General features: G+C 52.4%; 16 protein-coding genes. 8 read left to right on the top strand and 8 right to left on the bottom strand.

Annotated features, from left to right (window positions below; translation table 11 throughout):
* Positions 1 to 78: 78 nt before the first annotated feature.
* From OLM33_05135 to OLM33_05100, 8 genes are all read left to right on the top strand, one after another.
* Entirely contained in the window at positions 79 to 663 is a 585-nt protein-coding gene (locus OLM33_05135; protein ID MCW1713059.1) for a LacI family transcriptional regulator, read from the top strand.
* A 50-nt stretch (positions 664 to 713) separates the two neighbouring features.
* Positions 714 to 2,360: an ABC transporter substrate-binding protein gene (locus OLM33_05130; GenBank protein ID MCW1713058.1), complete on the top strand. Its 1,647-nt coding sequence runs from the start codon at positions 714 to 716 to the stop codon at positions 2,358 to 2,360.
* On the top strand, positions 2,357 to 3,334 hold the full coding sequence (locus tag OLM33_05125; protein ID MCW1713057.1) for an ABC transporter permease: 978 nt from the start codon (positions 2,357 to 2,359) through the stop codon (positions 3,332 to 3,334). Before OLM33_05130 ends, OLM33_05125 begins: the two co-directional genes overlap by 4 nt.
* The gene (locus OLM33_05120; GenBank protein MCW1713056.1) at positions 3,331 to 4,512 is read left to right on the top strand and encodes an ABC transporter permease; all 1,182 of its coding nucleotides are present in this window, start codon (positions 3,331 to 3,333) and stop codon (positions 4,510 to 4,512) included. Before OLM33_05125 ends, OLM33_05120 begins: the two co-directional genes overlap by 4 nt.
* Positions 4,505 to 5,284: an ABC transporter ATP-binding protein gene (locus tag OLM33_05115; protein MCW1713055.1), complete on the top strand. Its 780-nt coding sequence runs from the start codon at positions 4,505 to 4,507 to the stop codon at positions 5,282 to 5,284. Before OLM33_05120 ends, OLM33_05115 begins: the two co-directional genes overlap by 8 nt.
* Positions 5,281 to 6,072, top strand: a complete 792-nt coding sequence (locus OLM33_05110) for an ATP-binding cassette domain-containing protein (protein MCW1713054.1) — start codon at positions 5,281 to 5,283, stop codon at positions 6,070 to 6,072. The genes OLM33_05115 and OLM33_05110 overlap by 4 nt, the downstream gene beginning before the upstream one ends.
* Before the next feature lie 114 nt (positions 6,073 to 6,186).
* A complete protein-coding gene (gene mscL, locus OLM33_05105; protein MCW1713053.1) occupies positions 6,187 to 6,618 on the top strand; it encodes a large conductance mechanosensitive channel protein MscL in 432 nt (143 codons plus the stop codon).
* Positions 6,619 to 6,696: 78 nt separating this feature from the next.
* Positions 6,697 to 7,137 (top strand): MOSC domain-containing protein, encoded by a 441-nt coding sequence (locus OLM33_05100; GenBank protein MCW1713052.1) that lies wholly within the window; start codon positions 6,697 to 6,699, stop codon positions 7,135 to 7,137.
* Positions 7,138 to 7,186: 49 nt separating this feature from the next.
* Here OLM33_05100 and OLM33_05095 read toward each other — a convergent pair whose 3' ends face one another.
* The 8 genes from OLM33_05095 to OLM33_05060 all read right to left on the bottom strand — a co-directional run bounded on the left by OLM33_05095 (position 7,187) and on the right by OLM33_05060 (position 15,234).
* Entirely contained in the window at positions 7,187 to 8,566 is a 1,380-nt protein-coding gene (locus tag OLM33_05095; protein MCW1713051.1) for a V-type ATP synthase subunit B, read from the bottom strand.
* 3 nt (positions 8,567 to 8,569) lie between these two features.
* Complete coding sequence (locus OLM33_05090) at positions 8,570 to 10,375, bottom strand: V-type ATP synthase subunit A (GenBank protein MCW1713050.1); 1,806 nt, start codon at positions 10,373 to 10,375, stop codon at positions 8,570 to 8,572.
* Between the two features lie 12 nt (positions 10,376 to 10,387).
* Positions 10,388 to 11,002, bottom strand: a complete 615-nt coding sequence (locus tag OLM33_05085) for a V-type ATP synthase subunit E family protein (GenBank protein ID MCW1713049.1) — start codon at positions 11,000 to 11,002, stop codon at positions 10,388 to 10,390.
* The gene (locus tag OLM33_05080; protein ID MCW1713048.1) at positions 11,002 to 11,310 is read right to left on the bottom strand and encodes a V-type ATP synthase subunit F; all 309 of its coding nucleotides are present in this window, start codon (positions 11,308 to 11,310) and stop codon (positions 11,002 to 11,004) included. The genes OLM33_05085 and OLM33_05080 overlap by 1 nt, the downstream gene beginning before the upstream one ends.
* A 16-nt stretch (positions 11,311 to 11,326) precedes the next feature.
* On the bottom strand, positions 11,327 to 11,743 hold the full coding sequence (locus OLM33_05075) for an ATP synthase subunit C (protein MCW1713047.1): 417 nt from the start codon (positions 11,741 to 11,743) through the stop codon (positions 11,327 to 11,329).
* 82 nt (positions 11,744 to 11,825) lie between these two features.
* Positions 11,826 to 13,793, bottom strand: a complete 1,968-nt coding sequence (locus tag OLM33_05070; protein MCW1713046.1) for an ATPase — start codon at positions 13,791 to 13,793, stop codon at positions 11,826 to 11,828.
* Positions 13,784 to 14,845 (bottom strand): V-type ATPase subunit, encoded by a 1,062-nt coding sequence (locus tag OLM33_05065; GenBank protein ID MCW1713045.1) that lies wholly within the window; start codon positions 14,843 to 14,845, stop codon positions 13,784 to 13,786. Before OLM33_05065 ends, OLM33_05070 begins: the two co-directional genes overlap by 10 nt.
* Before the next feature lie 41 nt (positions 14,846 to 14,886).
* Positions 14,887 to 15,234 carry a hypothetical protein gene (locus tag OLM33_05060; protein ID MCW1713044.1) on the bottom strand — a complete coding sequence of 116 codons (348 nt, stop codon included), beginning with the start codon at positions 15,232 to 15,234 and terminating at the stop codon, positions 14,887 to 14,889.
* Positions 15,235 to 15,239: the final 5 nt, after the last annotated feature.

Raw genomic sequence — 15,239 nt, 5'->3', positions numbered from 1 at the left:
CCTAAGCGGTTGCCCCTCATTGTTTGACTCGTTATAATATGATAAGCGGTACAAACGGTTGCACTATGGGGTGTTCGGATGAAGGTCACGATGCAGGATGTAGCGGTTGAGGCCGGGGTGGACAAGGCGACGGTGAGCCGCGTCCTCAAAGGGGACCACCGTATTTCAGAAAAGACTAGGATAAGGGTGATGGAGGCGGTGAGGGCGCTCAATTACCGTCTGGACAAAAACGCCCGCAACCTTTCCATGAACAGGAGCGGACTGATAGGCCTGGTAGTACGCAACTTTTCGTCAGCCTGGTTTCCTCTCTTTTTGGCAGGACTTGACAGGACTGTCACAAATTCGGAATTTGAGATCGTAGTCAAGTCTACCGAGGGCAACCCGCTCAGGTCGGCCAGGGAGTACGGCAAACTTACCGACAGGAGCGTTGAGGGCATCATCTGGTGCGATCCGGACAATTTTCCCGGAGCATCCTCGGCCCCGATAGTCACAGTAGGTTTCAAAAAAGATGGCGCATACTCCGTTGTCCTGGACAAGGAGTGCGGTGACCCGACCTTTGAGACCGGTGCGCTTGCCGGAAGGCTGATGCTTAACATCATCACAGGCAAGCCTGTGCCTTCGCGCGAAATACTGATAAAATGCAGCAGCGGGGAAACTATATGAACATTGCATCGAAATGCTTTCCGCGTAGGGCATCTTTTGTATTATTATTCATGATAACGCTCACCTTTGCATTTCCCCTTTATGCGGAAACAATTTTTGATCCTGGGGACGTATACGGCCCCAGGATAGAAAAACTCTGTATGGTAATAATCACTAACTCGGACTCCCAGGTTCTGGCAGCCGAGAAGGGAGAACTGGATATCGTCAGCGATATCACAAGGCCTTCCGACATAGACAGGCTGAGCCGCCATCCAGGGCTCTCGATGTCCCTTGCAAGAGGTTCTCATGCCTTTTTTCTGCTGCTCAACAATAAGAGCAGACCGTGGAACGACCCTGAGGCAAGACATGCGGCTGCTGAAGCTATTGACAGGAACAATATGGTGCGAACCATATACTCCGGATACTGCGAGCCGATAAACGGCTGGCTCCCTCCTGTCTCGCCTTGGTCGATGCCTGAGAGCACAAGGAACATCTTCGACAGGGCATCAGCGAAAAAGAGGCTGAGCGACAGAGGATACAAATGGAGTCTTGCCGGGGAACTGATTTACCCTGATGGTACCGCGGTAGGAAAGATGAAGCTCCTGACCCCTCTGGCGAGGGTAGCCCCGACGACTGCAGAGCTGGCTGAACAGATAGCCGATTCGCTTAGGTCGGTCGGTTTTCCTGTCGACGTGGAGCCGATGGATTTTTCAGCGATGGTAGGCAAACTTGACAGAAAGGAGTACTCCCTCGGTGTCATAGCCTGGAGCATGGGCAGGAACCCCGATTCGCTCTACTCTTTCTACCACAGCTCTATGGACATCCCCGGCGGTTACAACATGACTTCAACTTCCGATCCGGCACTGGACAAGGCCCTCTTCAGCCTGAGATACGCGAAAAACAGACATGAGGCCGAGGAGGTTTCAGTCAGGTCGCAGAAGCTTCTTTCCGGACTTATGCCCTCCATACCTGTATACAGCAGATTTTCGGTCTCAGCGGTCTCAAAAAAATGGAAAAACGTCTTCTCTAACGAAAAGATGACTGCTGACAACATATGGACGCTTCTCATGGCAGAACCTGCTGACGGCAAGATGAGGCCACTTAACATGTTGCTTGCGGAAGAGCCGAGGAACCTTAACCCGTTCGTCGCAAGCAGCGCATATTCATGGCAGGTCCTCGGGATGATCTACGAAAGCCTCATCGGAACTGACCCTTTCACACTGGATGACATGCCTTCCCTTGCTGCTTCCTGGTCAGTTGATACTGCGGGAAAAGTGGGCAATGAACATACCAGACTGCTCTTCAGGCTCAAAAATGACCTGAAATGGAACGATGGGACTCCGATCACTGCCGCGGATGTAAAGGCGACTTTTGATTTTATCAGAAAGAACAGGATCCCAAGGTTTTTTGACTCGGTAAAGAACATAAGATCAGTCAATGTGACCGGCAGCCATGAGCTTGAAGTTGAGATGGAGGGCACCAGTTACTGGTACCTTGACAATGTCGGAGGTCTGCCCTGCATGCCCGCAAAGGTGCTGCATGCCGTCAAAGACTGGCAGAACTGGAACCCCCTGGACCCTGAGGAAAAATCAGGGCCATACGGCCTTATAGGATCCGGGCCGTTCATGTTTGATGAGTACAGGCCTGGTGAGTTTGTAATGATGAAGAGGAACGGCCATTACCGTATGCTTGAAAAGAAGAGCGTGAAGACTCAATGAACAGGAGATGGTTCTGGGGGAGAATATTATCCTCGATAGGAGTCCTGGCCGCGGTGCTTGTCCTGAATTTCATCCTCTTCAGGATAATGCCGGGGGATGCCGTCGGAACGATTATAGACCCCAATTTTTCACCTGAGGCGAAGGATAGATTGAGGGAGCTCTACGGACTGGACAAGCCGCTTCTTGAACAGTTTTTCATATACATCAAGCAGATGCTCACCTTCAGTTTCGGCCTCTCATTCCTAAGCAGAAAGCCGGTATGGGACGAACTGCTTTCCCGCCTTCCCGGCACTCTCTTTCTGATGGCCTCTTCGATGGCGTTCTCGGCAGTAATAGGCATATGGTTAGGGATCAAGGCCGCGCTGAACAGAGGCAGGCTTGCCGAGCGGATAGTACTCAGGGCAGGTGCGATCACGGCATCTTTTCCGGGGTTCTTTGTCCAGCTTGTCCTTATAATGCTGCTTGCGAGGACATTCCCGTTATTCCCGCTCAGGGGAAGCGTATCGATCCCTCAGCCCACGGGAGCTGTCTCAGTTACTCTGGACTATCTGTGGCACATGGCACTGCCTGTCCTGTCCCTGACCCTGATGGGTTTCGGAGGATGGGCGCTCTACGTCCGAAACCTTATGGTAAAGGCTCTCGGTGAAGACTTCGTGCTGATGGCCAGGGCCAGAGGACTATCAGAAAACAGAGTGGTCTATGGACACGCCTTCCGCACGATCCTGCCGCCGATACTTACGATCCTCCTGATGTCCGTGCCGGGACTGGTTTCCGGCGCGGTAATAACGGAATCGGTATTTTCACTCCACGGAGTGGGGACCTTTCTTCTTGAGGCTGTCTCAGGACATGATTATCCCTCTGCCGGAGCATCCTTCTACATGCTTGCCCTTATAACCGTTATCTCAAACATGCTTGCCGACATAGTATACGGGATGGTAGATCCCAGGGTGCGGGTGGGAGGCGGAGACCAATGACGGATATCCTGAGACGTAAGAGCGTCATACTGCTAATATGCATATTCCTTACCGGCCTCATAGGTCCCGCGCTTATGGGGAGACACCACTCTGACGTGGCGGGCGCACCTTTCGCAAGGCCTGTCTGGTGGAACAGGGAACTTCCGCTCTCTTCGGAATACGCTGTGGGGAATGACGGTGCCGTTATCGACTGGGAAAAGCTCCCTCCCGAAATTTTTGCCCTGAACGGGAAGATAACGGCAGATCCCGGAAGCGAGGTCAGGATAATATGGTCGACCCCTGAGGGCGATATGCTTTTGGGTACGCTTGAAGGAAGCGGCATATATTGGATAAACATGGACGGAAGGGACATGATATTCAAGCAAGAACTGGGACTGCCCCTCATAGGCAAAAGCGCAGAATACCTCTTCCCTTCAAAGGGAAGATATGAGATCCGGACTGAAGGTGCCCGTGAGACGGAACTGAGTCTCTCTCTTCCCGGAGGCAGACAGGGACTGCTCGGTACCGACCAGAGGGGGCGTGACATACTGACCCTGCTGGTATACGGGATCAGGACCTCTCTGACGGTCGGCATAAGCGCAACTTTGATAGCAAGCCTTCTTGGGCTCGGGCTGGGTCTTGCGACTGGATATATAGGCGGATGGTTTGACTCGGCCGTAATGAGGACAGTCGATGTCCTTCTCTCGATACCTACCCTCCCGATAATGATGGTGCTGGCCGGGCTGTGGGGAAAGGGACTGTGGCAGCTTGTCCTTATACTGTCGATATTTTCGTGGATGGGAACAGCCCGTTCAGTAAGGGCTCTCGTGCTTACGGTAAGGGAGAGTCCGTGGGTCGAGGGTCTCAGGGCCCTTGGTGCCGGCCGGGGATACATCCTCCGGCGGCACCTTGTTCCCGAGGCTGCCCCCATACTGCTCGCCAATGTGGCCCTTGGCGTTCCCGGAGCCATCCTTGCGGAAGCGGGGCTCGCATTTCTTGGACTGTCCGATCCGAGGCTCATATCATGGGGCAGGATGCTTCATGAGGCCCACTCTTTCGGGGCCTTCACAGAGGGAGCATGGTGGCTGCTGATCCCGCCCGGTCTCGGTATAGTGGCCCTATGCCTCATCTTCATGGATATAGGACGATATCTTGAAGAGAAGATAGACCCAAGGCTTGGGAGCGGTAAAAATGCTTGATATCAAAGATCTCACGGTAAGATACAACTCGATGGGCAGAGTGACAGATGCTGTCAACGGCATATCGCTCAGCGTAGAAAAAGGCAGCTTCACGGGCCTTGTGGGGGAGTCCGGAAGCGGCAAGAGTACCCTGATGATGGCCCTCCTCGGACTTCTGCCGCCCCGTACCGAGGTCAAAGGAAAGATACTTTTCAACGGGACCGACATACTCAGGATGTCGGACAGGGAGATAAGGGATATGAGGTGGAAAGAGATCGCTCTCGTACCTCAGGGGGCACAGAATTCATTCACCCCTGTGATGAAGATCAAAAGCCATATCAGTGAGGTGCTTTGCGTTCACCTAAAAATGCCTGGCGACGAGGCCGAAAGAGAGACCGCCAGGCTCCTAAGCGAAGTGGGTCTGGATCCCGGAATAAAAGAGAGGTATCCTCACGAACTCTCGGGCGGACAGAAACAGCGGGCATCGATCGCCCTTGCGCTTGCCTGCTCTCCCTCTCTCCTCCTTGCCGATGAACCGACGACCGCCCTTGATGTCATCGTCCAGGCGGAGATACTTGAGCTTCTTTCAAATCTGAGAAAGACCAAGGGCCTTTCGATACTCCTCGTCACGCATGACCTTCCCCTCGCTGCAACGGTATGCGACAGGCTCGTCGTGATGAAGGACGGTATCATCGCGGAGACAGGCACACCGTCAGAGATAGTGAGAGACCCGAAACATCCCCACACGAAAGACCTCGTCAGGGAGATGTTCGGGCAGAGGGATAAAAAATGATGGACAGAAAAGTTGTCGAGACATCAAAAGTTACTGTAAGCTTCAGGTCGAAAAGGGGAGACATCCATAAGGCTGTGAACGACATATCACTCTCCCTCTCTCGGGGGGAGACGCTTGCTGTGGTAGGCGGATCCGGAAGCGGCAAGACTAGCTTGCTCCGTGCTCTTATAGGGCTCGTTAGACCCAATGCGGGACACGTGATACTTTATGGGAAGTATCTTTCACAGCTTGGGAAAGACGGGCTTGCAGAGGTGAGACAGAGATGCGGATATGTCCAGCAGGACCCTTACGGAGCCATACCGCCCGGCCTGACTGCGCTGGAGGCTGTCTGCGAACCTGCTGTCATAGCAGGTGTCAGGACCGGAAGAGAAGAGATAAGGGAGAAGGCAGTCAGCCTGCTTGCAGAACTTGGCCTTAAGGGAGAGAGGATATTGGGTTCCCGGGCGGCAGGCCTTTCCGGAGGACAGAGGCAAAGGGTTCAGATAGCAAGGGCGCTCATGCTCTCACCTGGGATACTTCTCTGCGACGAACCGACCTCAATGCAGGATGCTTCGACGCGCGGAGAGGTCATTGAAGTCCTTGCAAAGCATGTGGCTGACGGAACGGCAATGATATTTGTGACACATGACCTGGTCCTTGCAGGAAGGGCTGCAGAGAGGATAATGGTGATGAAAGAGGGTTTCCTCTGTGAGGAGGGACCCTCAGATAAGATCCTTAATGCCCCGGATGACCCCTATACAATAAAACTTATCAATTCCGTTCCCAGTTTCGGGAAAATCACCGCCTGAGAACGGTATTATCCATCGGTCCGCCAAATATTTAAATTTCTTTCTTAATTTTTATGTGATATTATTTTTGGATTTGGTGTATGATTTCATCAATAATCCACGGAGGTGTTTTGCATGTCAGTAATGCAGGATTTCAAGAAGTTTGCAATGCGCGGAAACGTTTTGGACATGGCAGTAGGTGTCGTTATCGGTGCGGCTTTTGGAAAGATAATAGCGTCGTTGGTAACTGATATCCTAATGCCTCCTATCGGACTGCTGATGGGCGGGGTTGATTTTTCAAACCTCTTCGTCAATCTTTCAGAAACTCCTGCAGCAACGCTTGCAGAGGCGACAAAGGCTGGTCTGCCAGTGATCGCTTACGGTCTTTTTATCAATGCTGTCATCAATTTCCTAATCCAGGCATGGGCGATATTCTTGGTGATACGTTTTGCCAACAAACTTATGCCGCCTCCCCCGGCTCCTGCCCCGTCGCGCAAATGCCCCTTCTGTTACTCGGATATAGACGACAACGCCACAAGGTGCCCGCACTGCACATCACAGTTGTAGACCGCCCGCCCTGTCCTGAATTATAATTTGGGGGAAGGTGATTATTTTCCGTCATTGATGGACAGGAGGGAAGAAAGTATGAAAAAAAGCGGAAGGGTCTACTCAATAGCTGTAAGTCCTCAGAGGGGACAGCTGAAAAAAGAGGTCCCGGAAGCCATATTCATCGCGGGCAGGGGCATAGAAAACGACGGACATGCAGGAGACTGGGGCCGTCAGGTGACATGCCTCAGCTTCGAAAGCCTCCGTAAGGCCAACGCGGAGAAAGGGCTGAAGATGGGGCCGGGCGATTTCGCGGAAAACGTACTGACCGAAGGGCTTGACCTCTCATCACTAGTGCCCGGGAGCAGGATAAGGCTTGGTGAAGATGTCATGCTGGAGGTCACTCAGGTAGGCAAGGAGGACCATCCAAGCATAGTCAGCAGGACATTCGGAGTCAGCCTGCTTCCTTCAGAAGGACTCTTCTGCGTGGTAGTTGCGGGAGGAAAGGTCAAAAAGGGCGATGCGGCGGTCATAGAATGAAAAAGAGGTCCGGGATCTTCCCGGGCCTCTTTTCTGCTCATTCAAGATATCAGTCGCCGGCCACTCTTATGTGTTCACGGATATCAGCCAGCGAGACCCTGGTAAGTTCGCTTCTTGGAAGATTGCTCAGTATTTCCCACGCCATGTCGAGCGAGTAGCCTATCTCCCTTTCCTCTTCTTTGCCCTGTTTAAGGAACTTTTCCTCAAAGAGTTTTCCAAATTCCAGAGACATCTTGTCATTCTTTGAAAGTTCATCCTCTCCGACGACACCGGCCAGGGAGCGGACCTCCTGGACCCTGCTGTAAGAGGCGAAGAGCTGGCTTGAGACGCTGGGGTGGTCTTCCCTGGTGTATCCTTTACCTATACCGTCTTTCATAAGTCTGGAAAGGCTTGTCAGGATGTCTATCGGAGGGTAGATGTTCTTTGAGTCAAGCTCTCTTGAAAGCACTATCTGTCCCTCGGTAATAAATCCTGTAAGGTCGGGTATAGGGTGGGTAATGTCGTCGTTCGGCATCGTCAGGATCGGGATCTGCGTTACGCTGCCACTGACGCCCCTTACGACGCCGGCTCTCTCATAAAGGGAAGCGAGGTCGCTGTATAGATAGGCCGGGTATCCTTTTCTGCTGGGGACCTCTCCCGCCGCGACTCCGATCTCACGCAGGGCCTCACAGTAGCTTGTCATATCCGTGATTATTACAAGGACATGCAGACCAAGTTCATATGCCAGATACTCTGCGGTTGAGAGCGCCATCCTTGGGGTGGCTATGCGTTCGATAACAGGATCGTCAGCAAGGTTGAGGAAAGTCACGATATTGTTGCTGTGCCCTCTGCTGGAGAGTTCCTGCGTGAAATATGCCGCGTCATCGTGTTTGATCCCTATCCCCGCAAAGACAACGGCAAAATCATCCGACCCCATGATCTTAGCCTGTGTTGCGATCTGGACAGCAAGCTGGTTGTGAGGCAGTCCGTTCCCTGAGAATATAGGGAGCTTCTGGCCCCTGATGAGTGTGGTAAGCGTATCTATAGCCGATATGCCCGTGTTTATGAAATCCTTCGGATACTGGCGCGCCATTGGGTTGAGCGGGAGCCCGTTAATATTTACCCGTTTGCCTCCGTAGGTCTCGCCGCATCCGTCTCTAGGTTCTCCCAGACCGTTGAAAGTCCTGCCCAGCATGTGCTTTGAGAGCCTGATCTCAAGGGGTTTTCCGAGAAAACGGAGTTTTGTTGTGTTTGGGATGAGGTCTTCTGTACCTGTGAACACCTGCACGAGCGTGGCCTTCTCGCTGAGCGACTTGACCTGCCCGTGTCGCATCTGCCCCCTGCTGTCACGTATATGGACGAGCTCTCCGTAGCCTACGCCGCTTACGTTCTCGACCAGGACGAACGGACCTTCGATATCCTTTACACCAATATATTCAGCATTCGCCATAAGCTACTCACCTCCGAGCTTTCTTGTTCTTTCCGCAGCTACCCTTTCGAGGTGAGCATTTATCCTCTTTCTGACAAGGGCAAAACCTTCGGCGTCGTCCGGTGCGAGTTCCCTCAGGTGGGTTATCGAGTCGACAGATTCGTCCTCCTTGATAAGGGAGATCGGGATGCCCTTGCGTACCAGGTTAAGAGCCTTATTATAGAAATCGATTATCACGTCCAGGATCTCAAACCCCTTTGAGGGGGGGGAGTATGAATCCGATCCGAACGAATTCTGCTGGAGATATCCGTTCTTTATCAGGAAGGCCGTAAATGCAATAAGTCTCTGATCGTCAGGCAGAACGTCCTCACCGACTAGCTTTATGACCTGCTGGACCTTGTTGTCCTCAGCGAGGATCTGGCGGACTTTGTCCCTGGTATTTCCCCACCTTGGGTCTACGTTGGAACAGAACCACCCGTTGACCTCTTCAGCGTATTCGCTGTAGGAGTCTATCCATGAGATCGCAGGATAGTGCCTCGCGTTTGCAAGGTTTTTGTCAAGTCCCCAGAAACATCTTATAAAGCGCTTTGTATGTCTTGTAACAGGTTCAGTGAAATCTCCTCCGGGAGGAGATACAGCCCCGATAACGCTTATGCTGCCGTTTTCACCGTTCAGTGTCACGACTCTTCCTGCCCTCTCGTAAAATTCAGCCAGCCTGCTGGGCAGATAGGCGGGGAACCCTTCTTCCGCGGGTATCTCTTCGAGGCGGCCGGAAAGCTCGCGGAGGGCTTCCGCCCACCTTGATGTCGAGTCTGCCATTATTGCGACGTCGTATCCCATGTCCCGGAAATATTCAGCAATAGTGATACCGGTGTATATCGAAGCTTCACGTGCTGCAACAGGCATGTTGGAGGTGTTCGCTATAAGGATCGTCCTTTCCATAAGAGGCCTGCCTGAGCGGGGGTCTTCAAGCACAGGAAACTGCTCGAGGACGTCCGTCATTTCATTTCCCCTCTCGCCGCATCCGATGTAAATGACGACCTGAGCGTCGCCCCATTTGGCCAGCTGGTGCTGCGTTACCGTTTTCCCTGTCCCGAATCCTCCAGGAATACAGGCAGTGCCTCCCTTTGCTATCGGGAAAAGTCCGTCGATGACTCTTTGTCCTGTGACAAAAGGCTCATTCGGAAGCAGCCTTTCGCGGTAGGGACGCGGAGTTCTCACAGGCCATCTCTGGATCATCGGAATCGCAACTTCACGGCCGAAGGCATCCTTGATCTTTGCGACCATCTCGCCGCCTTTGTGAAATCCTCCGGATATCACCCAGGTGATCTCTCCTTCCATGCCGGGGGGGGCCATGATCCTATGGAGAAGCAGAGGAGTCTCCTGTACCGTAGCTATCACAGTGCCCCCTGTTACCAGGTCGCCCGGCTTTGCAACAGGAGTGACCTCCCATGTCTTGTCCCTGTTAAGCATATTGACGGATGTCCCGGGAGAAATGTACATCCCCTCTGATTCAAGAAGGGAGTCCAGCGGGCGGCCGATGCCGTCAAAGAAACTTCCTATAAGTCCGGGGCCTACCTCAATTGAGAGGGATTCCCCGGAACCTGTGACGGTCTCAAAAATTTTAAGTCCGTCAGTGTCCTCGTAGACCTGAATAGTTGCATCATCGCCGTCCATGCTTATGATCTCTCCCATAAGCTTTTTGGGTCCGACGTTGACAACTTCACGCATTGCAAAATCACGCATATTAGAGGCCTTGATTACAGGACCATTAACGAAGGTAACGATACCTTCCTTATTATTTGGGGCGAAATTTGTCTTAGCCTCCAAAACCCATTCCTCCTATAGCAGCGGCAGAAGCCGTTCGGCCAGCGTATCGGCCATTTCCTGTGTCAGACTTTGCCAGTCGGAGTTGACTTGTCTGCGGTTATCTTTGGTTGAGACCCAGCATCCCCCCAATATGGGGGCCGGTTCCGGATCGAATACCAGTTCTGTTCCCGGAAGTACCTCGCTTACCTTGGATATCACTTTGTCGGCAAGGCCGAGGTCGACAGCCGAAAGCCTGAACTTCAGGCCCTCTTTTTCCCTCAGCGAATTGACCGCGTCTACACAGATGCCTGCCAGTATATCGGCATAATCTTCACGGTCCCTGAGATAGACCAACTTGTCCTGGAGCCTCCCGAGCGCTTCTGAAAGTATCCTGTTCTGAAGCCTGAGCGTTTCAGTAGATTTTTCTCTCTCTGCAGAGAGTATCTGTCTGCGCCTGATATCCTCGGCCCTTTTTCTCGCATCCTGAAGGATTATGTTTGTTTCGTTCTGCAGTTTCTCTGTCTCCTTCAGCATCCATTCCTCGGCTTCACGTCTCGCTGCCGTCGTCAGATCCTTTTTTTGCGCGTCTGCTCTGTCAAGGATTATGTCCCTGAGTGTCCCAATTTTTTCATTGGATACTTCTTTCATTACATTTTCACCCCAATGGCTTCCTGTACATAACGGGTCAGGAAATCTGGACCCCGTTTTGTACCGAATCTGTCAGGTATCTCAACCACAAGAGGCAGATCTCCGCGCTCCCGCAGCTGCTGAATAACATCCGGAGCCATTTCCGCAACTTTTTCTGTAACTGCGAGAATGGCAAGGTCCGGTATCTTAAGCGCTCTGTCAATTGCGGCAAAAGCTTCATCCGCAGTGTGAACGAGACAACCCTGGATGCCGGCAAGCCTCATGCCTACCAGGGAATCATGGTTGTCGCTCACAATGAAAGCTTTCATTTCTGTTGTTATACCCTTATATCCGCCCCAGTATCAGAAGGGAGACGATGACTCCGTATATGGCGATACCCTCTGAAAGGCCGAGATAGATAAGGGTCGTCCCCAGCATTTCAGGTTTTTCCCCTACCAGTCCGAGCGCTGCGGATCCGACGCTCGCAACGGCAAGCCCCGCTCCGAGGCATGCGAGTCCGGTTGAAACTGCTGCGGCTATAAAGCCCATGCCCGCGCCTGTTCCAAGAGGGGCTGCGGCCGCCTGAGCGAATGCGGGGTGCATCGTGAGAGAAAGCGCTGCGCCTGTGAAGATCAGAAGAGACGATATCCCGAGTCCGGAAAGATAGAATACCCGTCCTCCTTTGAATCCCCTGCGCTGCATAAAATACCCCAGGCCTATCATCGTTGCGACAGTGCCGCAGCAAACTGCAAGTCCAAACATTCAAAACCCTCTCCTTTTCTGTAATTGTAAAAAATTATCAATTCACTGTTTTTATCGTTGTAGTTGTCCTGTCAATATATTGTTATTTCTGTTCGGCCGCGGAAACGTACTTGGAACCGTCCTTTTTCCAGCCGACAGGTTTGAAAGCGCTTCCCCCTCCCTTGTAAAATTTACCGAAGAACTCGTAGTATTCGAGTCGCAGAGTCTGGATAAATACGATGAGGCCTTCCAGGCATACGATCACGATATTTCCTATCACGAGTATTATTCCCTTCATTACTATCCCGCCGGGCAGTGAGTGGACCATCTCTGAGAGCATGATCACCGCCAGTGACAGCCCGACGTGGTTGAGGGCGAATGCGGCGAGCCTTACAAAAGAAGCTGTGTTAGAGACGAATGACATCAGGTTGTGCATTATCTCAAAAATGTTTAGAACGACAGATTCTCCCTCGTCCTTCTGATGGAGCAGATAGCGCGCAAGCACATCACGGAATATCATCAGCAGCATCAGGACTCCGATCCCGGCCCACATGATGTCGGCAGCTACTTCGGGTATCTTCGTTCCGGTCATGTATATGGCAGCCAGGGCGGCCATTGTCCAGTAGAGCATAAGTCCTGCCATACCCTGTCCGTCAAAAAGAAGCCGGCCAAAATCCTTTGCCCTGTACTGTGTGATCATGTTCAGTACAAGTCCGAGGCTTATCATGAAGACTCCCATGCAGATGGCCACTATGAGCAGCTTATTGGTGTCATGCATCGGAGAGAGCCACAGCGCCGGGATAACGTTCTCCAGCCCGAAGATGCTTCCGTACAGCCCTCCGAAAACGATGGAACTTGCCGCTGCGTATTTCATTACCTGGCCGAAGGAACGCTTCATCATCCCTTTTTTTACAAGGACGGAGGAGGCCAGGAATATCATCAGCCCGTGTCCTATGTCTCCGAACATGAAACCGAAAAAGAGTATGAAGGATATTGCCACGATCGGGGAAGGGTCGATCTCTCCGTAGGAGGGAAGGCTGTACATCGACACTATATCCTGGAAGGCCCTGAAGAAGGGGTTGTTCTGAAGGAGTGTGGGTACCCTTATGCCTGAATAGGTTATGTCCTTTGTCTCCTCCACCATGACCGTTGTCATAGGGGCTTCCTCTTCCACCGTCTTCCTGATCTCCGCAAGGGTATCGGCAGGTATCCATCCTGAGAGAACATACATGCCGCTTACCTCTCCGCGGCCCTTGCAGACGTCATAAACCCTCTGCATCGTGTAGAGCTGCGAATACAGAAGCTCGTATTCGGCGCGTTGCTCCCTAAGCATGTCCTTAGCGGCCTTTGCAAGCCCCTTGATGGCCCGCTGGTGGTTGGCGATGCGCTTGTTGACCTGGCTCAGCGGATCTTTTCCCTTTAGCTGCTCAGCTATCGATTTTAATGAAAACTCTTTGAAATAGACCGCTTCGAGCAGTTTCCTTGTCGACTCTTCGTATCCCTTTACAGTCAGTACGAGAGCCCATGTGTTTCCGCCCACCACATTCAGTTCGCTGACCGTGATGGGAGATTCCTCGCTGCTCTCTGTCAGTCTCTGATAGTTTTCGTTGGACAGCCTTCCGAAGAAGGGTATCAGGAATTTGCCACCCGCGAGTTCTTCCGGACCGAACTCGGTACCCTTAAGCACTTCGACGAAGAGCTTGGTGGCCGTGAGCAGTTCTTCTTCCTCTGTCATCACAAGCCTTCGCTTTTCCCATACCTCCAGCCGTCTGGAAGTCTGGTCCACCTTGCGGCGGGCGGCCGTAAGCGTAAACTCTCTGGTCAGGGTCACAGGGGAGGGCTCGGGGATCATCTCTCCAGCTATCTTCCATACGGTGGAGACCTTGTTAAGGAGTTCGTCGTACGGGTTTTCTGTCTCGGTCGTGACCTTGGACCTGAGGGACCTGTCGTTTACAAGAAGGTCGAGGGGCAGGGGCTGGAAGCCTCCTGTCAGCACCATCTGACGGGCTACAGGCTCCATCTCCGAATCCGGACCTATCATGGTCAACGCGACCATTTTCATTACTGCCATTTGGGTTCACCCCCGCTGATTATAGGCCTGATAAGGTAAGTCGCCGCTTGGCTGCGGTCATAGTCATACCTTACGTCTTCAATAACACGTATGATGTCGTCCAGTTCATGGGATTTCAGTATGAAATAGCTTATGGCTGTGTGGAATCCCGGCGGCCCCTTCTCAAATATCGCAAGGGCTTTTAAATAGTTGTACCGCTTGATGGACATTTCAAGGGCAAGTTCCCTGTCTTCCTTTTCAAGCGCATCCCTGAATATTTTTGCGTAGACGGGGAAAGACAGCTCAAGTCTGTCAAGCCTCTCCTCCCATGTCGCGCCTCTTGCCATATCCCTGAGATGGTGCGTCTTTACCTTGTATTTAACAGGGAGCATCCTGCTCAGGGTCTCTTCCATCGTCATCTGGTAGTACCATGTGCACCTGTGGAAGTGATACAGGTTCAACAGGTCTATCCTGCTGCCGAATAAGGGCTCAAGCAGTTTCTGCTCTTTTTCCGGCAGATTTTTAAGGTCGTTATACAGGGAAGATTCGACCAGGTTGTCTATTGCGAGTTCAAGCGAAAAGAGGGACTCTTCTCCGTTTATGAGGTGTCTGACCGGTTCCGCGACGGCTTTGTAATATTTTGTATCCTTCAGGGCGTCAAGGGCTTCACCGTAATCCCTGCTGTTCAGCAAAAGGCCGTACGACAATTTCGAGCCCGGCACCACGAATAGGCGTTTTCTCATCTCGTCCCTGTCCAGTCTTTTGACCCTTATCCATCTGAAAATGCTCTTGAGGTGCTCTGCCTCGTACCACCCGAGCCAGTCAACGAAGAGCTCCCGTTGTGGGCCGGCCAGATATGAGAGAAAGGCTGTAGCTTCAGAGAGGATAGCAGACCTGACGGCATTCTCAAGGTCCACACGGTGGACTTTTGCGGGCGGGATCGTCTCGAGGTGGCTGCCGTACCCTTCTGTCTGTTTGAGGAAATCAGTTATCTCCGCGGTAGAGCCCAGGTTAAGCAAAGCCCAGTACTCTTCGGAGGTCAGAAGCCTGCTGAAGAGCACGTGTGATTTCACACCTATAGCTGTTGCCTGCCCCTTGGAAGTTGATAGCAAACTTAATTACCCCTTCTGGTTTTCGATATGAATCTTTCTGCTGTCTCTGAGATCATAGAGTCGATAACAGGATCCACGTTTTCTTCGAAACGTTTCTGCATACGGACCCGTTCCTCTTTTCCGAGATCAGCTATCTGTTCCGCCTCAGTCCTCGCCGAATTGAGGGCGGTCTCCATTATCCCCTTGGCCTGCTCTCTGGCGGAGGCCATCTGATTGGTGCGCTCCATGGCAAACTTTTCCTGCGCAGAACGCAGGAACCCATCTGATTCGCTTTTTGAATCCTCAACGATCCTCTTTGCCTCTGATTCCGCTCCGAGCAGAACTGCAAGCACTTCCTGCAATGTACCCATCGTCA

The organism is Synergistaceae bacterium DZ-S4 (assembly GCA_025943965.1).
Taxonomy (GTDB): Bacteria; Synergistota; Synergistia; order Synergistales; family Synergistaceae; genus Caenicola; species Caenicola nitritireducens.
Note: the sequence above shows the minus strand (reverse complement) of the source record. Positions and strands in the feature narration are given on the sequence as shown.

What these genes read in the sequence shown, in the direction of transcription:
- OLM33_05135 (MCW1713059.1), top strand. Translation starts at nt 79, where the DNA reads ATGAAGGTCACGATGCAGGATGTAGCGGTTGAGGCCGGGGTGGACAAG.
- OLM33_05115 (MCW1713055.1), top strand. Translation starts at nt 4,505, where the DNA reads ATGCTTGATATCAAAGATCTCACGGTAAGATACAACTCGATGGGCAGA.
- mscL (MCW1713053.1), top strand. Translation starts at nt 6,187, where the DNA reads ATGTCAGTAATGCAGGATTTCAAGAAGTTTGCAATGCGCGGAAACGTT.
- OLM33_05085 (MCW1713049.1), bottom strand. Translation starts at nt 11,002, where the DNA reads ATGAAAGAAGTATCCAATGAAAAAATTGGGACACTCAGGGACATAATC.
- OLM33_05120 (MCW1713056.1), top strand. Translation starts at nt 3,331, where the DNA reads ATGACGGATATCCTGAGACGTAAGAGCGTCATACTGCTAATATGCATA.
- OLM33_05060 (MCW1713044.1), bottom strand. Translation starts at nt 15,234, where the DNA reads ATGGGTACATTGCAGGAAGTGCTTGCAGTTCTGCTCGGAGCGGAATCA.
- OLM33_05095 (MCW1713051.1), bottom strand. Translation starts at nt 8,566, where the DNA reads ATGGCGAATGCTGAATATATTGGTGTAAAGGATATCGAAGGTCCGTTC.
- OLM33_05110 (MCW1713054.1), top strand. Translation starts at nt 5,281, where the DNA reads ATGATGGACAGAAAAGTTGTCGAGACATCAAAAGTTACTGTAAGCTTC.
- OLM33_05080 (MCW1713048.1), bottom strand. Translation starts at nt 11,310, where the DNA reads ATGAAAGCTTTCATTGTGAGCGACAACCATGATTCCCTGGTAGGCATG.
- OLM33_05100 (MCW1713052.1), top strand. Translation starts at nt 6,697, where the DNA reads ATGAAAAAAAGCGGAAGGGTCTACTCAATAGCTGTAAGTCCTCAGAGG.
- OLM33_05070 (MCW1713046.1), bottom strand. Translation starts at nt 13,793, where the DNA reads ATGGCAGTAATGAAAATGGTCGCGTTGACCATGATAGGTCCGGATTCG.
- OLM33_05130 (MCW1713058.1), top strand. Translation starts at nt 714, where the DNA reads ATGATAACGCTCACCTTTGCATTTCCCCTTTATGCGGAAACAATTTTT.
- OLM33_05125 (MCW1713057.1), top strand. Translation starts at nt 2,357, where the DNA reads ATGAACAGGAGATGGTTCTGGGGGAGAATATTATCCTCGATAGGAGTC.
- OLM33_05075 (MCW1713047.1), bottom strand. Translation starts at nt 11,743, where the DNA reads ATGTTTGGACTTGCAGTTTGCTGCGGCACTGTCGCAACGATGATAGGC.